Below are 23,640 nucleotides of genomic sequence, written 5' to 3'. Positions count from 1 at the left end.
TTCTCCTCTTGTTGCGGTACCGGGGGTGCGGGGGCCTGCCGCCTGCTGATCGAGCGTCACGCCGCCTCCTCGAACTCGAAGAGGCGACGGGGGCGGGGCCGACCCAGGGTGTTCAACGCGGCGTCGGCCGCGAGGACACCGCTGCGGACCGCACTCTCCATGGTCGCGGGCCACCCGGTGGCGGTCCACGCTCCGGCCAGGTACAGGCCGGGGGCTCTGGTGCGGGCGCCGGGCCGCAGCCGCCCGACGCCGGGGGTGGGGGCGAACGTCGCGGTGCGCTCCCGGGTCACGAAGAAGTCCAGCACCCCGGCGCCGCGCGCGCCGGGCAACAGCCGTTCCAGCTCGGGCAGATAGCGCTCGCGCAGGTCGGCCACGGGGGTGTCGATCTCGTCCTGGGCCGCCGACTGGGACAGCGCGAGGTACTGTCCCGCGCGCAGCCCGGAGGCGTGGGTGCGGTCGAACACCCACTGGACCGGGGTGCCCAGGGCCGCGAAGAACGGCTTGGTGAGCACCTGACGGTCGTAGACCACATGGACGTTGAGGATCGGCGCGGTGCCGATCTCCAGCAGGTTCTCCGGGGCGTCGAGGGCGCCGGCCGGCAGCAGGTCGTGGGCCTCGCGCTGGGCCACGGCGAGCACCACGGCGTCCGTCGTGAGCGTCTCGCCGGGAACCTGAACGCTCCACGTCCCGTTCTCGTTAGTGGAGACGGAGGTGACGCGTGTACGGACCTCGGTACGCACGCCCGCGGAGTCGAGCGCCTTGCGGGCGAGCCGGTCGTGCAGTTCGCCCAGCGGCACATGGGCCCAGCCGATGTCGGCCGCGCCCGGGTCGGACAGCAGACCGGTCTTGAACACCATCGCGGCGAGCCCCAGCGAGGCGTCGCCCGCGACCGCGTTGAGGGTGGCGACCCCGACCAGGTCCCACAGGGCCTCGACGGCACGCGCCGACTGGCCGTGGGCGGCCAGCCAGCTGCCGAAGTCCTGTGCGTCCAGGCTCGGATCGGCGAGGTCGAGCCCCTTGAGCGCGAGCGCGGCACGCCCCACCCTCGCCCGCTCGGCGAGCGAGAGGTGCGGATAGGCGGCCAGGCTGCGCCCCAGATGCAGGGGTACGGGCAGCGGGTCGCGACGGAGCCTGCCCAGGCGCCGCCCCTCCGGCTTGGCGAGGTCGAGCACGGGCACGTCGAGGCGGTCCTGCAGCGGTGCCAGCGCCGTGCCCTCGATGCGGTCGAGGAACCAGCGGTAGGCGGTGCAGCAACGCAGGTACACGTGCTGGCCGTTGTCCACGGTCAGTTCGCCGCGCTGGAAGGAGAAGGCGAGCCCGCCGAGCCTCGGCCTGCCTTCGAGAAGGGTGACCCGGACGCCCGCGTCGGCGAGCGCGAGCGCGGCCGTGATCCCGGCGAGCCCGCCGCCGACCACGACGGCACTGCGCCCGGACGTGATGTCGTCCCGCGTCCGTCCGGATCCCGTGCCGTCGGTCATCGTGCGCCCTCCCCCGCCTGCCCGCCGCCCCTGCGGAACGGGACAGGGCGGGCCGTCGCAGTCAGGGACGCGGCGCCGCACCGGAGGGTTGCCTGCCGTTTTTCTCCGGTGGAGTCACCTTGGCCCACTTTGTCCATCAGGCGCGCCTCCTGACGGTCAGGCGGGAGGTGTGACGCCGGGTGTCGATCCCGGAGAGGCCGCGCACGGCGACGTACGCCTTCTCGCGCCCGGGCAGCGAGACCCGGCCGCGCAGCACCGCCTCGGGTTCGCGCTCGATGCGGTCGAGCAGCCGGCGGTAGATCCCGGCCATGGCGGCGACACAGGCGCCGCTGCGCCGGTCGAGCATGGGCAGCAGCCGGTAGCCCTCGGCGAAAAGGGCACGGGCGCGCCGTACTTCGAAGTGCACCAGGCCCGCGAAGTCCGAGCCCTCCGGCGGGGTCGGCCCGTGGAACCCGGCCGAGCAGCCGAACTTGGCGAGGTCGTCGGCGGGGAGGTAGGTGCGGCCGTTCCCGGCGTCCTCGCGGACGTCCCGGAGGATGTTGGTGAGCTGGAGCGCGAGCCCGAGCGTGTCGGCATACTCCGGCGCGCGCTCGGCACCGCGCGCCCCCGGTTCCGTACCGAACACACCGAGCGAGAGCCGGCCGATGGCGCCGGCCACACAGCGGCAGTAGACCTTGAGGTCGTCCCAGGTCTCGTAGGTCTCGCCGCGGACGTCCATCAGCACGCCGTCGATCAGCTCGTCCAGGCCGCCCAGCGGGATCGGGAAGGCCTGGGCGGAGTGCGCGAGGGCGACCGCGACCGGGTCGGTGTCGTCCTCGGCGACCGCGCCCTCCTGGACCCGGGCGAGCAGTGCCCGGGTGTCCTCCAGGCGGGCCACCTTCACCTCGTCGGCCAGCGCGCCGTCGCCGATGTCGTCGACGCGCCGGGAGAAGGCGTAGAGCGCCGACATGGCGCGCCGCTTGGACGTCGGCAGCAGCCTGATGCCGTAGGCGAAGTTCCGTGCCTGCTGTCCGGTGACGGTCTCGCAGTAGCTGTAGGCGGCGAGTACCGGTGCGGACACAGGTGTGGGAGAGTCCACGGTCCGGATCACCCCTCTCCTCGCAGAGTCACGCCCACCTCACGCAGCAACCGGCCCTTGCCGGGCTTGGGCGGGCCGGGAAGTACGTCGTATTCGGCGGCGGCGATCGCGTGGACCGCCGCCCTTCCCCCCGCCACGAACCCCGCGAGCAGCAGCTTCAACCTGCCGTGGACGCTACCCACAAGGGGGGCGCCTTCATTCAGGAGATCGCGGGCGCGTTGTGCTTCATATGCAACCAGTGCACGCACCGATGCGCCCGCGGTTTTCCTGGCGAGATCCGCCTCCTGGACGTGAAAGCGCTTCATGTCCTCGGCGGGCAGATAGATCCGGTCGCGGCCGAGGTCCTCGGCCACGTCCTGGAGGTGTTCGACGATCTGGAGTGCGGTGCAGATCGCGTCCGAGAGGACGATCCGCTCGGGGGTCGAGGTGCCGGTGACGGCGAGGACCAGGCGGCCGACGGGGTTGGCGGACAGCTCGCAGTAGGCGAGGAGGTCGTCGTAGGTCTCGTACCGCTTGACGAGCTGGTCCTGGCGGTTGGCGGCGATCAGGCCGAGGAAGGGCTCGGGGGTCAGCTCGCGGCGGCGGACCGTGGGCTGCAGGCGGCGCAGCAGCGGGTGGTGCGGGCTGGCGTCGAAGACGCGGCGCAGATCGGCCTCGAAGGCGTCGAGGAGGACCAGCCGGTCCTCGGCCCGCGCGTCGGGCACGCCGAGCAGGCGGGCGTCGGCGCCGCCGGGGGCCAGGTCGCCGTCGCCGATGTCGTCGACGAGACGGGCGAAGCCGTAGACCGCCATCAGGTCGTCGCGCCAGGCCTTGGGCAGGAAGAAGGGGGCCACCGGGAAGTTCTCGTCCGCGGCCTTGTCCAGGGTGCCGCGCTCCGCGTCCGCGGTGCGCTCCGAGGCGGTCGCCGTCACCGGTCGCTGCCCGGGGCGGGGACGGCGCGGCCTGCGTTGAGCTGGGGAGTTTCCGTAGCCATTGCCGTCACATCTCCCGTTCTACACTGCCGACCCAATACACACTATTTCGGACACGCCGCCCAGCAATCCACGGGGCGGCCCGGCGGAGGGTGTCGCGCATTATCGCCCCACTTGCCGCTTTCCGGGACCGGTACAGCTTACGTTGTACAACGCATCGAGGTTCGTCGGGGTGTCCCGCAGATCACAACAACACACCGATTGGCGTCAAGATTCCTAAGGCGAGCCGGAGTTGACGTTTCCTTTGCAGACGCCGGGCCCCGCCGGAAAGGTTCCGGCGGGGCCCTGGGCGTGGCGGACTACTTGCCGGTGAACTTCTCGTACTCCTTGAGCACCTCTTCGGTCGGGCCGTCCATGCGCAGTTCACCGCGCTCCAGCCACAGGACCCGGTCGCAGGTGTCGCGGATCGACTTGTTGTTGTGGCTGACCAGGAAGACCGTGCCGGCGTGCTCGCGCAGCTCGCGGATCCGGTCCTCGGAGCGCTTGCGGAAGGCCGCGTCACCGGTGGCCAGCGCCTCGTCGATCATGAGGACGTCGTGGTCCTTGGCGGCGGCGATGGAGAACCGCAGCCGGGCCGCCATGCCGGAGGAGTAGGTGCGCATCGGCAGGGTGATGAAGTCGCCCTTGTCGTTGATGCCGGAGAACTCGACGATCTCCTCGTAGCGGTCCTTGATCTCCTCGCGGGTCATTCCCATGGCGAGCCCGCCGAGGATGACGTTCCGCTCGCCGGTGAGGTCGTTCATCAGGGCCGCGTTGACGCCGAGCAGCGAGGGCTGGCCGTTGGTGTAGACCCGGCCCTTCTCGGCGGGCAGCAGGCCGGCGATGGCCCGCAGCAGCGTGGACTTGCCGGAGCCGTTGGAGCCGATCAGGCCGATGGCCTCGCCGCGGTAGGCGACGAAGGAGATCCCGCGCACCGCGTGCACCTTGCGCACGCCGCGGTCGTCGCCGCGCTTGACGATCCGGCTGAGGGCGGAGGTCGCGCTGCCCTTGCCGCTCTTGGCGCCGTTGACGCGGTAGACGATGTGCACGTCCTCCGCGATGACGGTGGGGATCCGCTCCCCGATGGTCTGCTCAGCCACGGCCGTACCGCTCCTCAGCCTTCCAGAAGTACACGAACCCGCCCACGAACACGACCACGGCCCAGGACAGGGCGACGGCCCAGACGTGCGGCGGGAGGTTCGAGGCGCCGTAGCCGTCGATGAGCGCGAACCGCATCAGGTCCATGAAGACGGTGGCGGGGTTGACCTGGAGGAGCGTGCGCGCCCACTCCGGGCGGCCCTCCATCATCTTGGTGATCGAGAACATCACGCCGGACATGTACATCCAGGTCCGCAGCACGAACGGCAGCAGCTGCGCGAGGTCCGGCGTCTTGGCGCCCAGCCGGGCCACGATCAGGGCCAGCCCGGTGTTGAAGAGGAACAGCAGGAACAGGACCGGGACGACCAGCACCCAGGACAGGCCAGGACGGCTGCCGAAGCCGACCACCACGGCGACCATGACGATCATCGAGAACAGCAGCTGCTGGAGCTGCTGGAGCGCGAAGGAGACGGGCAGCGCGGCGCGCGGGAAGTGCAGCGCGCGCACCAGACCGAGGTTGCCGGAGATCGCGCGCACACCGGTCATGATCGAGCTCTGGGTGAACGTGAAGGTGAACACGCCGGTGACCAGGAACGGGATGTAGATGTCCTGCGACATACCGCGGCTGGCGTGCAGGATGACGCCGAAGATGAAGTAGTACACGGCCGCGTTCAGCAGCGGGGTGGCCACCTGCCAGAGCTGGCCGAGCTTGGCCTGGCTGTACTGGGCCGTGAGTTTCGCCTGCGAGAAGGCGAGAACGAAATGCCGGCGTCCCCAGAGCTGGCGTACGTACTCGACGAGCGAGGGCCGGGCGCCGCTCACCGCGAGCCCGTACTTGGCGGCGAGCTGCGCCGCCGTGAGGCCCTCGTCGGGCGACGGCATCGCGGTCACCGCGATCCCGCCGTCATGCGTTGTCTCACTCAAGGGTCGGAGCCTTGTCCTCAGAATCGTCTTACGTTCGTCTTACTGAATTGTGCTACTGGACGCGACAGGTATCCGCCATCGGACACGGTCCAGGGGGCGTCCGCGTGCCCCGCACGCGGACGGCGCACGCCTTCGAGCTTGTCAGATCACCGGGGGACGGCCCAGTCGCGTGAGCTTCCACACGGTCCGCCAGCGCATCGGGCGGCGGGGTCCGCAGGGGGTGGTCCAGCCCTCCCGGAAGCCGGCGAACCAGGCGTGCAGGGCCGGACGGGAGGGGCGGCGCGCCAGGGTGAGCAGCATCCACACGCCGAGGTACACCGGGACCAGGAGGGCGGGCAGGTTGCGGCGGGCCAGCCAGACCCGGTTGCGGGCGACCATCCGGTGGTAGACCGCGTGCCGGGAGGGGGCGGTGGTGGGGTGGTACAGCACCATGTCGGAGCGGTAGTCGATCATCCAGCCGGCGTCCAGCGCCCGCCAGGCCAGGTCGGTCTCCTCGTGGGCGTAGAAGAACTCGTCCGGCAGGCCGCCGACCTCGGCGAGGACCTGGGTGCGGACGGCGTTGGCGCCGCCGAGGAAGGTGGTGACCCGGGAGGAGCGCATCGGGTCGGAGGCCCGCAGCCGCGGCACGTGCCGGCGCTGAGTGACGCCGGTGTCCGGATCGGCGATGCGGAAGCTGACGATGCCGAGCCTCGGGTCGGCGTCGAAGGCCTCCCGGCACAGCTCGGCGGTGTCCTGCTCGGGGAGCAGACCGTCGTCGTCGAGGAAGAGCAGTATGTCGACATCGCGGCCGCTGGGGCCGAAGGCCTCTATGCCGACGTTGCGGCCGCCGGGGATCCCGAGGTTCTCGGGCAGCTCCAGGGTGCGGACGCCGTCCGGCACCTCCGGGACCGGCGAGCCGTTGCCGACGACGACCACCTGGACCCGCTCGCCGTCCTGCTTGGCGACCGAGTCGAGGAGGGCGCGCAGTTCGTCGGGGCGGTTGCCCATGGTGATGACGACCGCGCCGACCTTCAGCCCGGCGCTCACCGCAGCCTGCTCGACGCGAGGACGGAGACCAGGTGCAGCAGGGTCTGCAGCAGCGCGATCCCGGCGAGCACGGCGGTGCCGAGGCGGGTCCAGAAGAGGTCGCCGTGGAAGTGGTCGGCGACGGCGAGCAGCAGGATCAGCAGCGAGGCCTCGATGCCGAGGATCAGCCGGTGGAACCGGAACAGGGCGGCGGCCCGGCGGGCCAGCGCCATCCCGGAGGAGCGCATCTCGGCGGCGGCCTCCTTGACCACGGGCAGCCCGGCCTGGTGGCGGGCCACGCCGACCAGGTCGGTCTCGGCCTTGATCAGGATCGCGCCGAGCGCGGCCAGGGTGCCGAGGAAGGCCCACAGCCAGTCGATGCGGCCGCTGCCGAACAGGTCGGCGGCCCGCAGCCCGAGCCCGACCAGGACGGCCGCGTCCGTGAGGTACGCCCCGACCCGGTCGAGGTAGACCCCGCCGAGGGAGTACTGCTGCTTCCAGCGCGCGACCTCGCCGTCGACGCAGTCCAGGAGCAGGTACATCTGGACGCACACCACGCCGAGGACGGCGCCCCAGACGCCCGGCACCAGCAGGGCCGGGCAGGCGAGGACACCGAAGAGGGTCATCAGGTACGTGAGCTGGTTGGGCGTGACCCTGGTGTTCACCAGGTAGCGGTCTACCCGCAGGGACACCTCACGCATGTAGAGGCGCCCCATCCAGTGCTCACCGCTGCGCCGGTCCTTGACCCCTGCGGGGTGGACGACCGGACGGAGTTCAGCTACCGATGGCCTTGACATAGTCGACGTAGAAGTCCTTGATCTGGTGGGTCTTGAGGTCGAGGTGTTCGAGGATGGTGTAGCGGCCGGGGCGGGTCTCCGGGGCGTACTCGACGACCCGGACGAACTCGTCCACGGTGAAGCCGATCTCCTCCGGCAGCACCGGCAGTCCGTGCCGGCGCAGCACGTCGGCCATGTACGCGGACTCCTCGTGGGCTCCGCGCAGGTACATCGCGAAGGCCGCGCCGAGCCCGCACTGCTCGCCATGGCTGGCGGCACGCCTCGGGAACAGCAGGTCGAAGGCGTGGTTGATCTCGTGGCAGGCGCCGGAGGACGGGCGGGAGTCGCCCGACACCGACATGGCGATGCCGCTGAGCACCAGCGCCTCGGCGAGCACCTGGAGGAAGTCGTTCTCCCCGATGCCGCCGGGGTGGCGCAGCACCGCCTCGCCGGCCTGCCGGGCCATGGCGGCCGCCAGTCCGTCGATCTTCTCGCCGGTGACGCGGTGGGACAGCTCCCAGTCCGCGATCGCCGAGATGTTGGAGACGGCGTCGCCGATGCCCGAGCGCACGAAGCGCGCCGGGGCCTCCCGGATGACGTCGAGGTCGATGACGACCGCGATCGGGTTCGGCACGCCGTAGGAGCCGCGGCCCGCGTCGTTGTCGAGGGTGGCGACCGGCGAGCACAGGCCGTCGTGGGCGAGGTTCGTCGGCACCGCGACCAGCGGCAGGCCCACCCGGGCCGCCGCGAACTTCGCGCAGTCGATGATCTTGCCGCCGCCGAGGCCCACGACCGCGTCGAAGCGGCCGGCCCTGATGTCGCCGGCCAGCCGGATCGCGTCGTCGAGGGTGCCGCCGCCGACCTCGTACCAGGTGGCGCCGGGCAGGCTCGGCGAGACGCGCTCGCGCAGCCTGGAGCCGGAGCCGCCACTGACGGCGACGGCCAGCCGGCCGGAGTGCGAGATGCGTTCGTCGGCGAGCACGCCGGCGAGGTCGTCGAGGGCACCCGGGCGGATGTCGACGACGACCGGCGAGGGGATCAGCCGGGTCAGTACTGGCACGCGATCTCCCGTCCCCGGGCGAGATCGTCGTGGTTGTCGATCTCGACCCACCGGACGTCGCCGATGGGCGCGACGTCGATGCGGAAGCCGCGGTTGACCAGCTCCTGGTAGCCGTGCTCGTAGAACTGCTGCGGGTCGGTCTCCCAGACCGTCTTCAGCGCGTCGGCGAGCTCGGGGGCCGCGTCGCCCTCGATGAGGGTGACGCCGATGTACTCACCGGTCGCCTCGGCCGGGTCCATCAGCTTGGTGATCTTCGTCATGCCCTGGCCGTCGCCGACGACGACCTTCATCTCCTCGTCGGCCAGCGACTTCACGGTGTCGAGGGCGAGGATGATCTTCTTGCCGTCGCCGCGGGCGGCGAGCAGCGTCTTCTCGACGGAGACCGGGTGCACGGTGTCGCCGTTGGCGAGGATCACGCCGTCCTTGAGGGCGTCCCGGCCGCACCACAGGGAGTAGGCGTTGTTCCACTCCTCGGCCTTGTCGTTGTCGATGAGGGTGAGCGTGAGGCCGTACTTCCGCTCCAGGGCCGCCTTGCGCTCGTAGACGGCCTCCTTGCGGTAGCCGACGATGATCGCGACCTCGGTCAGGCCGATCTCGGCGAAGTTGCCGAGGGTCAGGTCGAGAACGGTGATCGAGTCCTCTATACCGGCGGGCCCCACCGGCACCAGCGCCTTGGGCAGGCTGTCGGTGTAGGGGCGCAGACGCCGTCCGGCGCCGGCCGCCAGCACGAGGCCGATCATGCGGGTTCTCCTTCATCGTGTACGGCGGGGGCCCCTGCGGACACCCAGAAGCGGATGCTCTCGACGAGCACCAGCCCGGCCACGAGCACGGCGAGGACCGTGAGCGCGACCTTGAACTGCGTGGCGGTGAGCGCCGCGGCCACCACGGTGACCAGCAGCGTTCGCCCTTCCTGCCCCCCGATGGCGCGTACCAGCCAGGCCGGCGGCGCCCCGGCGTTCCCGCGGATGCGGTACACCGTGTCGTAGTGATGGTAGGCGACGGCGGCCACCAGACCGAAAGCCGCGGGAAGGGCTCCGTTCACCCCAGCTTTGCTTGCGAGGACCAGGACCGTGCCGTACTCGGCGGCCCGGAACAGGGGCGGGACCAGCCAGTCGAGGGCGCCCTTGAGCGGGGCGGCGAGGGCCCGGCCGGAGGCGACGGCGTAGACGAACGCGCCCGCGACCGGCGCCCAGGTCACCCCGGAGAAGAGGGAGGCGGTGAGAACCGCCACTCCGCAGAGCGCCAGCAGGAGCGGGGAGCCGAGCGGGGCGCGCCCGGTGCGGGACACGAGTCCCGCGAGGAGGCCGTTGTCGGCCAGGTCCGCCAGCGCCTGCGCCGCCCGGTCGGTGCGCTTCGCCTTGCGGGTCAGCGACCGCAGCACCCGCCCGGCCGTGGTGTAGGTCGCGGCCAGGGCGCAGCCGACCAGGAGCACGTAGAAGGTGATCCGCGGGGTCGTGGCCGCCGTCAGCACGGCTATCAGCGCCCACCGTTCGCCGATGGGCAGGACTACCATCCGGCGCACCCAGACCGTCCAGCCGACGCTGTCGAGCCGGTCCGAGAGCGCGGCGGTGGGGCTGGTGTTGGCGGTGGCGTCGTGGTTGGCCTCGTTGAAGGAGAAGTCGACCACGTGCCGGCAGGTCTGCAGGATCATCGCGCCGAGCGCGAGGGCCCACACGTCGTCGCCGCCGCGGGCCGCGCCGAGGGCGAGGCCGGCGTAGTAGGCGTACTCCTTGGCCCGGTCGAAGGTGGCGTCCAGCCAGGCGCCGAGCGTGGAGTACTGCAGGGAGTAGCGGGCGAGCTGGCCGTCGGTGCAGTCCAGGACGAACGAGCAGATCAGCAGGGCGCCCGCGGCGACGAAGCCGATCCGGGTGCCGGTGGCCGCGCAGCCCGCCGCGATCAGCGCGGTGAGCAGGGAGGCGGTGGTGACCTGGTTGGGGGTCAGTCCGCGCCGGGCGCACCAACGGGCGAGGTAGCGGGAGTACGGGCTGATGAAGAAGGTGGTGAAGAAGCCGTCGCGGGACTTCACGGCCGACTTCAGGCGTACGGCCTCGTCGTCCACGGCGGCGACGGCCTGCCGTGCCTCGTTGCGGGCCTGCGGGTCGGCGGGGACGGCGGCGACGAGACTGCCCAGCTCGGGGCGGTGGACGTCGGCGTCCAGGGCGGTGACGAGACCGTCGACGGCGAGGTCGGTGGAGCCGCCCGCGGCGGCCTCCCGGGTCAGCGCCAAGCTCAGGGCCTGGCGGCCGGCCGGCTGGGCGGTGACGGCGCCGGGGATGGCGGCGAGCGGGAAGCGCGGGTCGGTGAGGCCGAGGCGCAGGGCGTGCAGGTGGCCGACGAAGCGGGCGTCGACGACGGCCACGCGCCGGTCGGCGGGTACGGCCGCGAGAAGGTTCCCGGTGTCGGTGGCGTCGGAGGCCGTGAGCACCTCGAAGCCGAGCGCCCGCAGATCGCTCTCCAGTGACGATCCGGGGACCGGCTGACCGGTGACGATGGCGGTCGACAACCGAACTCACTCCCTGGGTGCGGCGCGTGGGGCGCCGGTCTCTCCTGCGTGGTGGGGCGCGCTGTGCCTGGTGGCCCCCGGGCGGCATTCGGCAGAGGTTAGCGGATGGTGAGGATTGCTTGTTCACCGGCCGTTCACGGCACGGTCGACCCAGTCTGCCCCGGCCTTTGCCGAGATCATCATCCGTGATCCGGGCCCCGGCCCACAAACCGCGCTCGCAGAACGGGCATTGGGGACACCGGGACAAGGGCCGCGCGACCGTCCCCGACCGACCACCCGGAATCCCCACCCGCTCACGGCGGGTAACTGAGGCTACCCTGACCTGGGGTTTGTTTCCGCAGGTCAGAGCATATGACAACGGTGTTCAGTGCCGCGTTGCCGGATACCCCCCACCCGTAGTTCACTGTGATCCCGGGAGGCACGGCGGAGCGGAACAGAGGAGGCGTATCCCATGGGGGCAGGGCACGACCACGGCCACGCGCACACGCACGCTCCGGCCGGCGGCACGGCGGCGGCGGCGTACCGCGGGCGGCTGCGGGTGGCGCTCGCCATCACGCTCGGGGTGATGGTGGTCGAGATCGCGGGCGGCCTGCTCGCCGACTCGCTGGCGCTGATCGCGGACGCGGCCCACATGGCGACCGACGCGCTGGGCCTCGGCATGGCGCTCCTCGCGATCCACTTCGCCAACCGCCCGGCGAGCACCCACCGCACCTTCGGCCTCGCCCGCGCCGAGATCCTGGCGGCCCTGGCCAACTGTCTGCTGCTGCTCGTGGTCGGCGGCTATGTGCTGTACGAGGCGGTCCAGCGGTTCGTCACGCCCGCGGACACCGAGGGCGGCCTGATGATCGTGTTCGGTCTGATCGGCCTGGTCGCCAACATGATCTCGCTCACGCTGCTGGTGCGCGGGCAGTCCGAGAGCCTGAACGTGCGCGGGGCCTTCCTGGAGGTGGCGGCGGACGCGCTGGGTTCGCTGGCGGTGCTGGTCTCGGCGGTGGTGATCCTGACCACCGGCTGGCAGGCGGCCGACCCGGTCGCCTCCCTGGTCATCGGCCTGATGATCGTGCCGAGGACGCTGAAGCTGCTGCGCGAGACCCTCGACGTACTGCTGGAGTCGGCGCCCAAGGACGTCGACATGGCGGAGGTGCGGACGCACATCCTGGCGCTGGACGGGGTCCGGGACGTCCACGATCTGCACGCCTGGACGATCACCTCGGGGATGCCGGTGCTCTCGGCGCACGTGGTGGTCGGCTCGGACGTGCTGAACGCCATCGGACACGAGAAGATGCTGCACGAGCTGCAGGGCTGCCTCGGGCACCACTTCGACGTGGAGCACTGCACCTTCCAGCTGGAGCCGAGCGGGCACGCGGAGCACGAGGCCCGGCTCTGCCACTGACGGCCCGGCGGCCGCCGTCCCGGAACGCATCGGTCCGGACTCCCCCGGCGTCCTGGTGTTCGAGGCCCCCGAGCGGTTCCCGTTCGTACCCGTAGGGCACGATCAACTACCGGGTCCCTCTTCCGGCGTGCCCGTGCCGGGAAGTGCCGGGAGTGTCGGATTCGTACGGCAGACTTGGTGCGAAGACCGAGGCGAAGGATGGGTATGCCGATCACACCTGCCACCGCGACGCACAGCACGTCGGAGGGCACCGCGGACGCGATTTTGCTTGAACTCGTCGACGAGAAGGGTGTGACCATCGGGACCGCGGAGAAGCTGGCCGCGCATCAGCCACCCGGGCAGCTGCACCGGGCGTTCTCGGTCTTCCTCTTCGACGAACACGGCCGGCTGCTGCTCCAGCAGCGGGCGCTGGGCAAGTACCACTCCCCCGGTGTGTGGTCCAACACCTGCTGCGGCCACCCCTACCCCGGTGAGGCCCCCTTCGCGGCGGCGGCCCGCCGCACCTTCGAGGAGCTGGGGGTCTCCCCCTCGCTGCTCGCCGAGGCCGGCACGGTCCGCTACAACCACCCGGACCCGGCCTCCGGCCTGGTAGAGCAGGAGTTCAACCACCTGTTCGTCGGCATGGTGCAGGCGCCGCTCTCCCCGGACCCGGAGGAGGTCGAGGCGACCGCCTTCGTGACGGCCGCCGAGCTGGCCGAGCGGCACGCCCGGGACACCTTCTCCTCCTGGTTCATGACCGTGCTGGACGCGGCCCGTCCGGCGGTCAGGGAGCTGACGGGCGCGTCCGCCGGCTGGTGAGAATCCTCACCCGGCCCCTCAGGGCAGCGCCGCGGGTTTGAGCGGCAGGGCGGCCCAGATCACCTTGCCGCCGCTCGACGTGTGCTCCACGTCCACGACCCCGCCCGCCTCCCGGGCCACCTCCCGGACCAGCAGCAGCCCCCGGCCGCCGAGCCGGCCGTGGTCGGCCTCCAGGGCGGTCGGGCGGTAGGGGTGGTTGTCCTCCACCGACACCCGCACCCACTCGGCTCCGACGGCGACCTCGACGGCGAGCACCGGCGACAGCAGCGCCGCGTGCTTGACCGCGTTGGTGACCAGCTCCGAGACGATCAGCAACAGCCCGTACCCCAGGTCCTCCGAGATCGGGACGCCCTGGCGCTGGAGCAGGTCCCGTACGGCGCGCCGCGCCTGCGGGACCGAGGCGTCCACGGCGGCGGCGGTGAACCGCCAGACTCCTTCGTACGGCAGCGGATCCGGCGGCGGCGCGCCGCCCGCCTCTGGACGCGGGTCGTGCCCGCGCCCGTGGTTCTCCATCGTCCGGTCGCCACCCTCGCGCTCGATTGTCACCACACGTCGAGTGTTGGTAACGACCCGCGCCGCTCCGGATGACTGAACACAAGTCAGCAACTATCGAGCGGATCTGACCGTTGGCGTATGACAAGGTCACGTGAGGGACCGATCCTGTCCCCGCGCAAGCCGACTTCGCGAACTATTCGGGTTGTACTGCAACCCTGCCCGGGCTGCGGGGAACGGCTGCGGGGAACTCCCTCCCGGACGCGGATACCATCCCGCATCATGGAGCCTCGCCTCACCCACCGGGTCGAAGACGCCGTTGCCACCGTGGTGATGGGCAACGCAGCCAAACGCAACGCGATGACCGCGGCGATGTGGCGAGCCCTCCCGCCCCTGCTCGACGAGCTGTCCGCCGACCCCGCCGTGCGGGCCCTCGTGCTGACCGGTGAGGGGGACACCTTCTGCGCCGGCGCCGACATCTCCACCCTCCGGGAATCCCCCGCCGAGGCGCAGCACCTCGCCGGCGCCGCCGAGGAGGCCCTTGCGGCGTTCCCCAAGCCGACGCTCGCGGCGGTGCGCGGCCACTGTGTCGGCGGCGGCTCCCAGCTCGCCGCCGCCTGCGATCTGCGGTTCGCCGAGGAGGGCTCGCTGTTCGGGGTGACGCCGGCCAAGCTCGGCATCGTCTATCCGGCCTCCTCCACCCGGCGCCTGGTCGCCCTCGTCGGCCCCGCCACCACCAAGTACCTGCTCTTCTCGGGTGAGTTGATCGACGCGCAGCGGGCGCTGCGCACCGGCCTGGTCGACGAGGTGCTGCCCGAGGGCGAGCTGGACAAGCGGGTCGCCGAGTTCACCCGGACCCTGGTGGCGCGCTCCCAGCTGACGCAGGCCGCCGCGAAGGAGTTCGCGAACGGCCGTACCGACCGGGACGCCCACTGGAGCGAGCAGGCGCGGGGCAGCGGCGACACCGCCGAGGGCGTCGCCGCGTTCCTGGAGCGCCGCCGGCCGCGGTTCAGCTGGGCTGTTCGCGGCCGAGGATGAACCGGCTCATCGAGCGGAGCAGGCCGACGACCTCGGCGGGCGCCTTCTCAGGGGATCCCGCGTCGTAGGGCGGCTGCGGGTCGTACTCGATGCCCAGCTGTACGGCCTGGGCGACGGCGTCCCCGGCGATCCGGCCGATCAGGGTGAGCCCCATGTCGATGCCGGAGGAGACACCGGCCGCGGTGACGTACTTGCCGTCGAGGACGACCCGCTCCCCCGTCGGCTCGGCGCCGAGCCTGCGCAGCTCGTCGAGGGCCAGCCAGTGCGAGGTCGCGCGGCGTCCGTCGAGGAGCCCGGCGGCGGCGAGCAGCAGGGAGCCGGTGCACACCGAGGTGGTCCAGGTGCTGGTGGCGTCGGCGGCGCGGATCCACCCCAGGAGGGCCTCGTTCGCCATCTGCGGGGTCTGGCCGGGGCCGCCCGGGACGACCACGACATCGGGGCTGGGCACCTCGGCGAAGGTCTTCTCGGCGGTCAGCGCCAGGGTGCCGCTGTCGGTGCGGACGGGCCCGGCCCGCTCGGCGACGAAGACGAGTTCGGCGTCCGGGAGACGGCCCAGGGTCTCGTAGGGCCCCACCGCGTCGAGGGCGGTGAAGCGGTCGTAGAGGACGATCGCGATCTGCATGGCTCTCCTAACCGGGTCGGCCGACGGCGGCCGGGCGGAACCTGCGCCGGTACTCGGCGGGGGTCGCGCCCAGGGCCTTGAGAAAGGCACGGCGCATCGCTTCGGGCGTGCCGTAGCCGCTGGCGCGGGAGACCTCCGCGACGCCGTCGCCGGTGTCCTCCAGGAGCCGGCGGGCGTGCTCCAGCCGGACCCGGTCGACATAGCGGCCGGGCGTCGTCCCGGTCTCGGCCTGGAAGGCGCGGGCGAAGTGGCGGGGCGAGAGGGCGGCACGGGCGGCCAGGGCCTCGACGCCGAGGTCGCCCTCCGGGTGCTCGGTGATCCACTGCTGTACCTCCCGCAGCGGCTCGCGCCGCGCGGTCTGGGCGGCGAGCTGGGCGCTGAACTGGGCCTGGTTGCCGGGGCGGCGCAGGAACACCACCAGGTGCCGGGCGACGGTGAGCGCGACGGCCCGGCCCAGGTCCTCCTCGACGAGGGCGAGCGCCAGGTCGATGCCCGAGGTGACGCCGGCCGAGGTGGAGAGCCGCCCGTCCCGGACGTAGATCGGGTCGGGGTCGACCTCGACGGCCGGGTGGTCACGGGCGAGCTTGTCGCAGTACGCCCAGTGGGTGGTCGCCCGGTGGCCGTCGAGCAGCCCGGCCTCGGCGAGCAGGATGGCGCCGGTGCAGACGGAGACGAGCCGTCCGGCGCGCGGCCCGTGCGCCCGCAGCCACTCCACCAGTTCCGGGTCGGGCCGCCGGGTGCCCTGCCCGCCGGGGACGAGCAGCGTGTGCGGCTCGGGTGCCGCTTCGGTCAGGGCCCCGTCCGGTACGACGGTGAGCCCGCTGGAGGTGCGTACGGGTGCCCCGTCCAGGGAGGCCGTACGGATGCGGTAGCTGCCCGGGGTCTGGGTCTCGGCGCCCGTGAACACCTCCACGGGGCCGGTGACGTCGAGGCTCTGGACGCCGTCGAAGAGGACGACGAGGACGGTTCGCTGCGCCATGCCGTCGATTCTTCGCGGCCCGCCCGATGGCCGCAACGACGAGTTCCCCACCTTTTCTGCCATGACTTCCCGCATGACCTCTGCCATGACGGGCCGAGCACTGGAGTACGTACCGACCAGTCAGTAACGTGCTCGCCATGACTACCGCCGTCCTGGAGCCGCGCGCCGGCCGCCGCTGCCACACCATGCTCAACTCGCTGCACGCGACGCACTTCTTCAGCCCCGAGCTGGCCGAGGAACTGGCCGCGCTCGGGGTCACCCACCCGCGGGCCGTCAACTTCGCGGTGCGGGCGGCCGCGCTGGGACCGGTCGGGCCGGGCACGGTGACGGCGACGTTCTACAACTACAAGCACGAACTGGTGGCCCGGCACGTACCGGCGGTCTGGGAGACCGCCTCCCCTCAGGACGTCCTCGCGGCCCGCCTGCGGGCCGTCGACGCCTCGCTGCGACGGCTGCTCGGCGCCGACGCGGTGGTCTCCGACGGGATGGCCGAGGCCGCGCGGCTCGCGCTGCGCGCCACCGAGGCCTGCTCCCGCTCGGGCCGCCCGCTGTACGCGGCCCACGCGGACCTGCCGGTGCCGGAGCAGCCGCACCTCGCCTACTGGTACGCGGGCACGCTGCTGCGCGAGCACCGCGGCGACGGCCACCTCGCGGCGCTGCTCGCGGCCGGACTCGACGGTCTGGAGGCGGTGGTGACCCACACGGCGACCGGCAAGGGCATGAACCCGAAGTGGGTCTTCGCCACGCGCGGCTGGAACCAGGACGACTGGGACGCGGCGGTACGACGACTGCGCGAGCGCGGCCTCCTCGACGCGGCCGGCGAGCCGACCGAGGCGGGGGTGGCCCTGCGGGCCCACGTCGAGGCGGAGACCGACCGCCTGGACCGGGCCCCCTACGAACACCTCGGTCCCGAGGCCGTGACCCAGCTGACCGAACTGGCGGCCGGTTTCACGGGGGCGGCGGTGGCCGCGGGAGCGTTTCCCGCGGACCTGATCGGAAAGGGCTGACGGGGGCGTTCGAGGTGGGGACCGGTTCGGCGGCGGGGCGGGTTCGTGGGGAGTCCGTGTCGTGGTTGGGCGCCCTGCGGCCCAGTTGTCGGTGTCACCTGCCACAATTGCCGCGCAACCTCAGTGGAGAAGGCGGTACGGGATCGTGACGACACCCGGGTTCCTGGTTCCAGGGTCCATCGAAGGCAGGATCGCCGAGGAGCTCGGCGTACGGGAGCGGCAGGTCAAGGCTGCCGTGGAGCTGCTCGACGGCGGTTCGACGGTGCCCTTCATCGCCCGCTACCGCAAGGAAGCGACCGAGATGCTCGACGACGCGCAGCTGCGCACGCTCGAGGAACGGCTGCGCTACCTGCGGGAGCTGGAGGAGCGGCGGACGGCGATCCTGGACTCGGTGCGCGAGCAGGGCAAGCTCACCGAGGAGCTGGAGGCGCGGATCCGGGGCGCGGAGACCAAGGCGCGCCTGGAGGACATCTACCTGCCGTACAAGCCGAAGCGGCGGACCAAGGCGCAGATCGCGCGGGAGGCCGGCCTGGAGCCGCTGGCCGAGGGGCTGCTCGGGGATCCGGGGGTGGAGCCGCTGGCGGCCGCCGCCGCGTTCGTGGACGCCGACAAGGGCGTCGCCGATCCGCAGGCCGCCCTGGACGGCGCCCGCGCGATCCTCACCGAGCGCTTCTCGGAGGACGCGGACCTGATCGGCGAGCTGCGTGAGCGCATGTGGGTGCGCGGTCGGCTCGCCGCGAAGGTGCGGGACGGCAAGGAGGAGGCGGGCGCGAAGTTCGCCGACTACTTCGAGTTCGCCGAGCCGTTCACGGACCTGCCCTCGCACCGCATCCTCGCGATGCTGCGCGGCGAGAAGGAGGAGGTCCTCGACCTCTCCCTGGAGCCGGAGGAGCCGACGGAGGGCCCGTCCTCGTTCGAGGGAATCGTCGCCCACAAGTTCGCGATCACGGACCGGGGGCGGCCCGCCGACAAGTGGCTGTCGGACACGGTCCGCTGGGCCTGGCGCACCCGCATCCTCGTCCACCTCGGCATCGACCTGCGGCTGCGGCTGCGCACGGCCGCCGAGGACGAGGCGGTCGACGTCTTCGCGGCGAACCTGCGCGACCTGCTGCTCGCCGCCCCGGCCGGCACCCGCGCGACCCTGGGCCTGGACCCGGGTTTCCGCACCGGCGTGAAGGTCGCCGTGGTCGACGCGACCGGCAAGGTCGTCGCCACCGACGTCATCTACCCGCACGTCCCGGCGAACAAGTGGGACGAGGCGATCGCCAAGCTGGCCCGGCTCGCCAAGGAGCACGCGGTCGACCTGGTCGCGATCGGCAACGGCACGGCGTCCCGTGAGACCGACAAGCTCGCCGGTGAACTCATCACCAAGCACCCGGAGTTGAAGCTCACCAAGGTGATGGTGTCCGAGGCCGGCGCCTCCGTGTACTCGGCCTCCGCGTTCGCCTCCCAGGAACTGCCCGACATGGACGTGTCGCTGCGCGGCGCGGTCTCCATCGCGCGGCGGCTCCAGGACCCGCTGGCCGAGCTGGTGAAGATCGACCCCAAGTCGATCGGTGTCGGCCAGTACCAGCACGACCTGTCCGAGGTGAAGCTGTCGCGCTCGCTGGACGCGGTGGTCGAGGACTGTGTGAACGGTGTCGGGGTGGACGTCAACACCGCCTCCGCTCCGCTGCTCGCCCGGGTCTCCGGCATCACCTCCGGGCTCGCCGAGAACATCGTGGCCCACCGCGACGCCAACGGCCCGTTCACCTCCCGCGGCCAGCTGAAGAACGTGGCCCGGCTCGGCCCGAAGGCGTACGAGCAGTGCGCGGGCTTCCTCCGCATCCGCGGCGGCGAGGACCCGCTGGACGCGTCGAGTGTCCACCCGGAGGCGTACCCCGTCGTCCGGCGGATGGTGAAGACGTCCGGGCAGGAGGTGGCCGCGCTCGTCGGCAACACGGGTGTGCTGCGCTCGCTGCGGCCGGCGGACTTCGTGGACGAGACGTTCGGTCTGCCGACCGTCACCGACATCCTCAAGGAACTGGAGAAGCCGGGGCGCGACCCGCGTCCGGCCTTCAAGACGGCCACTTTCAAGGAGGGCGTCGAGAAGCTCTCCGACCTGTCCTCCGGGATGGTCCTGGAGGGGGTCGTCACCAACGTGGCGGCGTTCGGCGCGTTCGTCGACATCGGTGTGCACCAGGACGGCCTCGTGCATGTCTCCGCGATGTCCAGGACGTTCGTCAAGGACCCGCGGGACGTCGTGAAGCCGGGTGACATCGTCAAGGTGAAGGTCCTCGACATCGACATCCCGCGCAAGCGGATCTCGCTGACGCTGCGGCTGGACGACGAGGCGGCGGCGCCGGCCTCCGGCGGTGAGCGCCGACCGCAGCGGGGCGGCGGTGGGCGTCCGCCTCAGCAGCGGCAGCAGCAGCAGCGCCAGGGCGGCGGAGGCGGCGGGGGTTCTCGTCAGGGGGCCGCGCCGGCTCCGGCCAACAGTGCGATGGCTGACGCGTTGCGCCGGGCCGGGTTGCTGAATCCGAAGAACGGGAAGCGCTGACCGTGCCTTCCGGGGGGCGTGGGGAGCCGCGGGGCCGTGGTGGCTGGTCGCGCAGTTCCCCGCGCCCCTGCGGGGCGCGTTGGCCCTTGCCCCCTGATTCGGTGGACGAAGATCCCTGGGTCCGGAGACTGGGCCCATGACTGGATCAGACTTCAAGGCCGATCTCCAGACCTACCTCCAGGACGCCCGTGACGTGCTGTTGTGGAAGCTGGAGGGGTTGTCCGAGTACGACATACGACGGCCGCTGACTCCCACGGGTACGAATCTGCTCGGCCTGGTCAAACATCTCGCCGGTGCCGAGGCCTGGTACTTCGGGGCGACCTTCGGGCGGCCGTTCGCCGGGACCGCCCTGTGGATCACCGGGGACGCGGAGCCCAACGCGGACCTGTGGGCGCGTGCCGACGAGACGCGTGAGGAGACGGTCGGGCTGTACTGGCAGGCCTGCGCCCACGCGGACGAGACGATCCGCGCGCTGACCCTGGACGCGGTCGGGCGGCTGCCCGGTGACCGGCCGAAGGAGATCACCCTGCACCGCGTCCTCACGCACATGGTCGCCGAGACCCAACGGCACGCCGGGCACGCCGACATCGTGCGCGAACTCGTCGACGGGGCGACCGGGCAGCGGGCGAACGGGGCCAACATGGCCCCGGGAGACGCGGCGGCCTGGGCCGGGCACCGGGACCGGGTGGAGCGGGCGGCCGCGGCGGCCGGGCGGCTCGGCCGGGATCCGGGGCGTGCCGGTCAGACGTAGCCGCGGCGCTGGACGAAGCCGAGGGCGACCGCGCCCAGCGGTACGTTCAGCCAGAACGTGAGCAGCCGGTAGACGAGGACCGCCGAGGTGGCCGGGCCCGCCGCCACGCCGAGGGCGGTCAGGCCGGCGATGAGGCCCGCTTCGAGGGCGCCGAGGCCGCCGGGGACCGGGGCCGCGTTGGCGAGCACGCGGGCCGCCATGTAGGCGGCGCCGAGCTGGGCGAAGGGCAGGTCGCCGCCGAGCGCGTGCAGGCTGAGGGCGAGCCCGACGATCTGGACGAGGGGCAGGCCCAGCATGCCGACGATGCCGAGGGCCAGCTTCGCGGGGTCGGCGGCGATCCCGGTCAGCGTCGTGCCGGCCGCGCGCAGGAACGGCCACACCTTCTCGCGCAGGAAGCGGCGGCCCGGCGGGGTCAGGCCGAGCAGTCCGCCGGCGGCCAGCACCAGGGCGACGGCGGGCAGGGCGTACTTGCCCACGGGCAGCTCCAGGTGCACCCCGCCGTGGCGCTGTCCGGCCGCGGCGAAGAACACGGTGGCGACCAGGACGTTGGAGACCGCTCCGGCCAGGCTCTGCAGCCCGACGGAGGCGGTCGCGGCGCCGGTCTCGATCCCGGTCTTCTGCAGATACCGCAGGTTCAGCGCCATGCCTCCGACGTTGCCGGGGGTGATCCGGTTCAGGAAGGAGCTGGCGAACTGCACCTGGTACGTGGCCCGGAACGGCAGCCGTCCGGGAATCGTGCCCAGCTGGAGACAGGTCGAGAAGCCCTGGGAGACGAAGGTGACGGGCACCACCGCGAGCAGCCACCACCAGTCGGCGTCACGCAGCGCGTGCAGCGCGGCCGGGGCGTTGGCGAGCTGCGGCAGCACGAGGTGGAGCACCAGGAACGCGCCCGCCAGGCCCAGCACGCTCTTCCAGGTGAACCGGGCCAGCGGGGCCGGTGTGGCGGCCGGGGCGTCGCAGGCCGTGCGTACTTCGGCGGCGAGGTCGTGCATCAGGTTCGGCCGGCCGCCGGGGCGCAGGGTACGGCGCCGGGTGCCCGCCGTGGCCTGCCGGGCGCGGGCCTGGTCGTAGCGGGCCACCTCGCGGCGCGCGGGGCCGATCAGGGCCAGCGGTTGCAGGTACGGCAGGGCGCTCGCGAGGCGTTCGGGGCCGAGGCCGGCGAGGGCGCACGCCGTGGCGCGGGCCGGTCCGACGCGTACGGCGGTGGTGGCGAGGAGTTCCGCGAGGTCGGCGCCGAGGGTCTCGGGGGTCGCGTTCAGCTGGGCCCGCGCGAACACGGTGAGCCGGGGGCCGCCGTCCGGGTCGACGAGGATGTGCTCGGGGCGCAGCGCCCGGTGCGCGAGGCGGTGTTCCTGGATACGGGCCACGGCCGCCCACACCTGGCCGAGCACCGTGTCGGTGAGCTGCTCGGCGGGGAGCGCGGACAGCGGGCGGGCGTCCGTCCCGACCGTCACCACCACCGCGCCGCCGCCGGCCACGGGGTAGGCGATGACGGGGTCGGCGACCCGGGCGCCGGTGCGGGCGGCGAAGACCAGCATGAGCAGTTCGTGCTCGGCGGCGCCGAGCGGTGTCTGCTCGCCGGGGTCGGCGGGGTGGCGCAGCAGGACGCGCCGGGCGAGGCGGTGGAACAGGTCGCGGTTGCGGTCCTCGGCGGCGAGAGCGCGTACGGTCAGCCGCGCGCCCTCGGTGGTCTCGGCGCCGTAGAGCAGGCCCTCGCCGGGGAGTTGGCGGTCCGCCGGCAGTTCGCGGAGGGCGGCGAGGGGGATCCCGCAGGCGACGAGGGCGTCGGCGACGGCCTGGGCCGGCGGGCGGTCGGACGGTCCGCCCGCCGTGAGCAGCACGGCCGATCCCGCGACGCCGCCGACGACGAGCGCCCCGAGCGCGTCCAGCGGAACGAGCGAGGCGGCCGCCACACCGAGCACGGCGCATCCGACGGTCAGCGCCCACAGGGCCGCCCGCCACCGCCGCGCCAGCCAGGGGCCCGCGGCGACGACCGCCGAGGCGAGGGCCGCCAGGTACACCGCCGACGGCCAGCCCGCGTGCACCAGTCCGCCGCGGCCGACGAGCACCTCGGGCCAGAGTCCGGGGCGGCTCTCGGCGAGCGCGAGCCGGGTGAGCGTCCAGCCGACGGCCGCGCCCAGGGCGGCGGCGGGCAGCACCCTCGACACCGCGTCGAAACGGCGCCGTACGAGGAGGACGACCAGAGCGGCGAGCGGCGCCGCCATCGCGACCGCCTGCACGGTGCCGAGCAGGGTGTCGCGCAGGTCGGGCGGCAGCGCGGTGGCGGCGGAGAGCAGGCCCTGCTGCACCCGGCGGGCGAAGTCGCGGGTGGCGACCGCCACCAGGACCGTCAGCGCGAGGGCGGTCAGGGACACCAGCAGCCGCAGCAGGTCGGCCGCCCGGCGCACGTCGTGCGGCGGCGGAGCCTCGACGAGGGGTGGCGCCCCGCCGGTCCCGCCTCCGGGCCCGCCGACGATGTCGGAGGACAGCAGCATGCCGTGCGGACGGGCCATGCGTGCGCTCCCTGGGGCACGGGTCCGGCTCGCCCGGACGTCGGCCCATGGTTCCACGCGGCGACGGTCCGCGCCTCCGTCGGATGACTGAACGTCGACGCACTCGGGGGAGGCCGACGACTCACTTGCCTTCGGGCGGCTGGGCGGTGCCGTTCATCGCCGTGCCGTTCATGGGGGTGCCGTTCATCCGGGCGCGGTTCTCCGCGAGCAACTCCTGGACGCGCCGCTCCACTTCGACGGGGTCGACGCCGAGGGCACGGCCCATGTGGATGGACCACACCTCCGACCGCACGTTGGTCTCGAAGTCCAGGTCGGCGCGGACGTTCTCGCGGGCGGCCTGGCGGTTCTGGCTCACCATCACGAAGGTGGACAGGAAGATCGCCTCCAGGCTGACGATCATGGTGAGCAGTCCGAAGGGGTACGGGTCCCAGATCGCGCCCTCGCCGAACACGCCCTCGTTGCACACGATCCAGACCGTGAACCAGAGCGCGTGCAGGTACACGAACCCCATGGTCCCGGCCCAGGCGGTGATGGCGTCCGCGATCCGGTCCTGGGTCCCGCGCATCCGCGCGAGGATGTCCTGTTCGTTCGTGATCCGCAAGGCCGGGCGCTTCGGTGTGCCCATGGTCCCTCCCT

The 23,640-nt window shown here is 72.4% G+C and carries 22 protein-coding genes; 6 read left to right on the top strand and 16 right to left on the bottom strand.

Annotated features, from left to right (window positions below):
• Nucleotides 1-56: 56 nt before the first annotated feature.
• The 11 genes from hpnE to ACGFZS_RS26305 all read right to left on the bottom strand — a co-directional run bounded on the left by hpnE (nucleotide 57) and on the right by ACGFZS_RS26305 (nucleotide 10,872).
• A complete protein-coding gene (hpnE, locus tag ACGFZS_RS26355) occupies nucleotides 57-1,478 on the bottom strand; it encodes a hydroxysqualene dehydroxylase HpnE (protein ID WP_393797217.1) in 1,422 nt (473 codons plus the stop codon).
• The gene (locus ACGFZS_RS26350; RefSeq protein ID WP_393659759.1) at nucleotides 1,475-1,615 is read right to left on the bottom strand and encodes a DUF6380 family protein; all 141 of its coding nucleotides are present in this window, start codon (nucleotides 1,613-1,615) and stop codon (nucleotides 1,475-1,477) included. Before ACGFZS_RS26350 ends, hpnE begins: the two co-directional genes overlap by 4 nt.
• A complete protein-coding gene (hpnD, locus tag ACGFZS_RS26345) occupies nucleotides 1,615-2,568 on the bottom strand; it encodes a presqualene diphosphate synthase HpnD (protein ID WP_365688141.1) in 954 nt (317 codons plus the stop codon). Before hpnD ends, ACGFZS_RS26350 begins: the two co-directional genes overlap by 1 nt.
• A complete protein-coding gene (hpnC, locus tag ACGFZS_RS26340; RefSeq protein WP_393797216.1) occupies nucleotides 2,565-3,467 on the bottom strand; it encodes a squalene synthase HpnC in 903 nt (300 codons plus the stop codon). Before hpnC ends, hpnD begins: the two co-directional genes overlap by 4 nt.
• Nucleotides 3,468-3,826: 359 nt before the next feature.
• Nucleotides 3,827-4,606 carry an ABC transporter ATP-binding protein gene (locus ACGFZS_RS26335; RefSeq protein ID WP_393797215.1) on the bottom strand — a complete coding sequence of 260 codons (780 nt, stop codon included), beginning with the start codon at nucleotides 4,604-4,606 and terminating at the stop codon, nucleotides 3,827-3,829.
• Nucleotides 4,599-5,528 carry an ABC transporter permease gene (locus tag ACGFZS_RS26330; RefSeq protein ID WP_393797214.1) on the bottom strand — a complete coding sequence of 310 codons (930 nt, stop codon included), beginning with the start codon at nucleotides 5,526-5,528 and terminating at the stop codon, nucleotides 4,599-4,601. The genes ACGFZS_RS26335 and ACGFZS_RS26330 overlap by 8 nt, the downstream gene beginning before the upstream one ends.
• 141 nt (nucleotides 5,529-5,669) lie before the next feature.
• On the bottom strand, nucleotides 5,670-6,554 hold the full coding sequence (locus tag ACGFZS_RS26325) for a glycosyltransferase family 2 protein (protein ID WP_393797213.1): 885 nt from the start codon (nucleotides 6,552-6,554) through the stop codon (nucleotides 5,670-5,672).
• Complete coding sequence (locus ACGFZS_RS26320) at nucleotides 6,551-7,330, bottom strand: CDP-alcohol phosphatidyltransferase family protein (protein ID WP_365688137.1); 780 nt, start codon at nucleotides 7,328-7,330, stop codon at nucleotides 6,551-6,553. Before ACGFZS_RS26320 ends, ACGFZS_RS26325 begins: the two co-directional genes overlap by 4 nt.
• On the bottom strand, nucleotides 7,308-8,369 hold the full coding sequence (locus ACGFZS_RS26315; RefSeq protein WP_355714698.1) for an iron-containing alcohol dehydrogenase family protein: 1,062 nt from the start codon (nucleotides 8,367-8,369) through the stop codon (nucleotides 7,308-7,310). The genes ACGFZS_RS26320 and ACGFZS_RS26315 overlap by 23 nt, the downstream gene beginning before the upstream one ends.
• A complete protein-coding gene (locus ACGFZS_RS26310; RefSeq protein WP_393797212.1) occupies nucleotides 8,357-9,109 on the bottom strand; it encodes a sugar phosphate nucleotidyltransferase in 753 nt (250 codons plus the stop codon). Before ACGFZS_RS26310 ends, ACGFZS_RS26315 begins: the two co-directional genes overlap by 13 nt.
• The gene (locus ACGFZS_RS26305; RefSeq protein ID WP_393797211.1) at nucleotides 9,106-10,872 is read right to left on the bottom strand and encodes a DUF5941 domain-containing protein; all 1,767 of its coding nucleotides are present in this window, start codon (nucleotides 10,870-10,872) and stop codon (nucleotides 9,106-9,108) included. The genes ACGFZS_RS26310 and ACGFZS_RS26305 overlap by 4 nt, the downstream gene beginning before the upstream one ends.
• A gap of 451 nt (nucleotides 10,873-11,323) precedes the next feature.
• Between ACGFZS_RS26305 and ACGFZS_RS26300 the strand changes: the two genes are divergently transcribed.
• Both ACGFZS_RS26300 and idi read left to right on the top strand, forming a co-directional pair.
• Nucleotides 11,324-12,265 carry a cation diffusion facilitator family transporter gene (locus ACGFZS_RS26300; RefSeq protein ID WP_393797210.1) on the top strand — a complete coding sequence of 314 codons (942 nt, stop codon included), beginning with the start codon at nucleotides 11,324-11,326 and terminating at the stop codon, nucleotides 12,263-12,265.
• Between the two features lie 204 nt (nucleotides 12,266-12,469).
• A complete protein-coding gene (gene idi, locus ACGFZS_RS26295) occupies nucleotides 12,470-13,063 on the top strand; it encodes an isopentenyl-diphosphate Delta-isomerase (protein ID WP_365688134.1) in 594 nt (197 codons plus the stop codon).
• An 18-nt stretch (nucleotides 13,064-13,081) separates the two neighbouring features.
• Here idi and ACGFZS_RS26290 read toward each other — a convergent pair whose 3' ends face one another.
• Nucleotides 13,082-13,576 (bottom strand): ATP-binding protein, encoded by a 495-nt coding sequence (locus ACGFZS_RS26290; RefSeq protein WP_393659990.1) that lies wholly within the window; start codon nucleotides 13,574-13,576, stop codon nucleotides 13,082-13,084.
• Between the two features lie 261 nt (nucleotides 13,577-13,837).
• Here ACGFZS_RS26290 and ACGFZS_RS26285 point away from each other — a divergent pair, with 261 nt between their 5' ends.
• Nucleotides 13,838-14,593 carry an enoyl-CoA hydratase/isomerase family protein gene (locus tag ACGFZS_RS26285; RefSeq protein ID WP_393797209.1) on the top strand — a complete coding sequence of 252 codons (756 nt, stop codon included), beginning with the start codon at nucleotides 13,838-13,840 and terminating at the stop codon, nucleotides 14,591-14,593.
• Here ACGFZS_RS26285 and ACGFZS_RS26280 read toward each other — a convergent pair.
• A complete protein-coding gene (locus ACGFZS_RS26280; protein ID WP_393797208.1) occupies nucleotides 14,565-15,215 on the bottom strand; it encodes a DJ-1/PfpI family protein in 651 nt (216 codons plus the stop codon). The genes ACGFZS_RS26285 and ACGFZS_RS26280 overlap by 29 nt on opposite strands.
• A 7-nt stretch (nucleotides 15,216-15,222) precedes the next feature.
• Entirely contained in the window at nucleotides 15,223-16,194 is a 972-nt protein-coding gene (locus ACGFZS_RS26275; protein WP_393797207.1) for a GlxA family transcriptional regulator, read from the bottom strand.
• Between the two features lie 137 nt (nucleotides 16,195-16,331).
• On the opposite strand from ACGFZS_RS26275, the gene ACGFZS_RS26270 reads away from it, so the two are divergent.
• The 3 genes from ACGFZS_RS26270 to ACGFZS_RS26260 all read left to right on the top strand — a co-directional run bounded on the left by ACGFZS_RS26270 (nucleotide 16,332) and on the right by ACGFZS_RS26260 (nucleotide 20,491).
• Entirely contained in the window at nucleotides 16,332-17,201 is an 870-nt protein-coding gene (locus tag ACGFZS_RS26270; RefSeq protein WP_393797206.1) for a hypothetical protein, read from the top strand.
• Nucleotides 17,202-17,346: 145 nt separating this feature from the next.
• Nucleotides 17,347-19,740, top strand: coding sequence for a Tex family protein (locus ACGFZS_RS26265; RefSeq protein WP_393797205.1), 2,394 nt, complete (start codon nucleotides 17,347-17,349; stop codon nucleotides 19,738-19,740).
• Between the two features lie 136 nt (nucleotides 19,741-19,876).
• The gene (locus tag ACGFZS_RS26260) at nucleotides 19,877-20,491 is read left to right on the top strand and encodes a DinB family protein (RefSeq protein WP_393797204.1); all 615 of its coding nucleotides are present in this window, start codon (nucleotides 19,877-19,879) and stop codon (nucleotides 20,489-20,491) included.
• On the opposite strand, the gene ACGFZS_RS26255 is transcribed toward ACGFZS_RS26260, so the two are convergent.
• Both ACGFZS_RS26255 and ACGFZS_RS26250 read right to left on the bottom strand, forming a co-directional pair.
• Entirely contained in the window at nucleotides 20,482-23,004 is a 2,523-nt protein-coding gene (locus ACGFZS_RS26255) for a lysylphosphatidylglycerol synthase domain-containing protein (protein ID WP_393797203.1), read from the bottom strand. The two genes, ACGFZS_RS26260 and ACGFZS_RS26255, sit on opposite strands and share 10 nt — an antisense overlap.
• 121 nt (nucleotides 23,005-23,125) lie before the next feature.
• Complete coding sequence (locus ACGFZS_RS26250) at nucleotides 23,126-23,629, bottom strand: DUF1003 domain-containing protein (RefSeq protein ID WP_393797202.1); 504 nt, start codon at nucleotides 23,627-23,629, stop codon at nucleotides 23,126-23,128.
• Nucleotides 23,630-23,640: the final 11 nt, after the last annotated feature.

It is taken from the genome of Streptomyces sp. NPDC048288 (assembly GCF_043201555.1).
Taxonomy (GTDB): domain Bacteria; phylum Actinomycetota; class Actinomycetes; order Streptomycetales; family Streptomycetaceae; genus Streptomyces.
This window is presented reverse-complemented; position numbering and strand designations above follow the sequence as displayed.

What these genes read in the sequence shown, in the direction of transcription:
- ACGFZS_RS26310 (WP_393797212.1), bottom strand. Translation starts at nt 9,109, where the DNA reads ATGATCGGCCTCGTGCTGGCGGCCGGCGCCGGACGGCGTCTGCGCCCC.
- ACGFZS_RS26255 (WP_393797203.1), bottom strand. Translation starts at nt 23,004, where the DNA reads ATGGCCCGTCCGCACGGCATGCTGCTGTCCTCCGACATCGTCGGCGGG.
- ACGFZS_RS26290 (WP_393659990.1), bottom strand. Translation starts at nt 13,576, where the DNA reads ATGGAGAACCACGGGCGCGGGCACGACCCGCGTCCAGAGGCGGGCGGC.
- ACGFZS_RS26280 (WP_393797208.1), bottom strand. Translation starts at nt 15,215, where the DNA reads ATGCAGATCGCGATCGTCCTCTACGACCGCTTCACCGCCCTCGACGCG.
- ACGFZS_RS26250 (WP_393797202.1), bottom strand. Translation starts at nt 23,629, where the DNA reads ATGGGCACACCGAAGCGCCCGGCCTTGCGGATCACGAACGAACAGGAC.
- ACGFZS_RS26350 (WP_393659759.1), bottom strand. Translation starts at nt 1,615, where the DNA reads ATGGACAAAGTGGGCCAAGGTGACTCCACCGGAGAAAAACGGCAGGCA.
- ACGFZS_RS26285 (WP_393797209.1), top strand. Translation starts at nt 13,838, where the DNA reads ATGGAGCCTCGCCTCACCCACCGGGTCGAAGACGCCGTTGCCACCGTG.
- ACGFZS_RS26275 (WP_393797207.1), bottom strand. Translation starts at nt 16,194, where the DNA reads ATGGCGCAGCGAACCGTCCTCGTCGTCCTCTTCGACGGCGTCCAGAGC.
- ACGFZS_RS26320 (WP_365688137.1), bottom strand. Translation starts at nt 7,330, where the DNA reads ATGTCAAGGCCATCGGTAGCTGAACTCCGTCCGGTCGTCCACCCCGCA.
- idi (WP_365688134.1), top strand. Translation starts at nt 12,470, where the DNA reads ATGCCGATCACACCTGCCACCGCGACGCACAGCACGTCGGAGGGCACC.
- ACGFZS_RS26270 (WP_393797206.1), top strand. Translation starts at nt 16,332, where the DNA reads ATGACTACCGCCGTCCTGGAGCCGCGCGCCGGCCGCCGCTGCCACACC.
- hpnE (WP_393797217.1), bottom strand. Translation starts at nt 1,478, where the DNA reads ATGACCGACGGCACGGGATCCGGACGGACGCGGGACGACATCACGTCC.
- ACGFZS_RS26260 (WP_393797204.1), top strand. Translation starts at nt 19,877, where the DNA reads ATGACTGGATCAGACTTCAAGGCCGATCTCCAGACCTACCTCCAGGAC.
- ACGFZS_RS26300 (WP_393797210.1), top strand. Translation starts at nt 11,324, where the DNA reads ATGGGGGCAGGGCACGACCACGGCCACGCGCACACGCACGCTCCGGCC.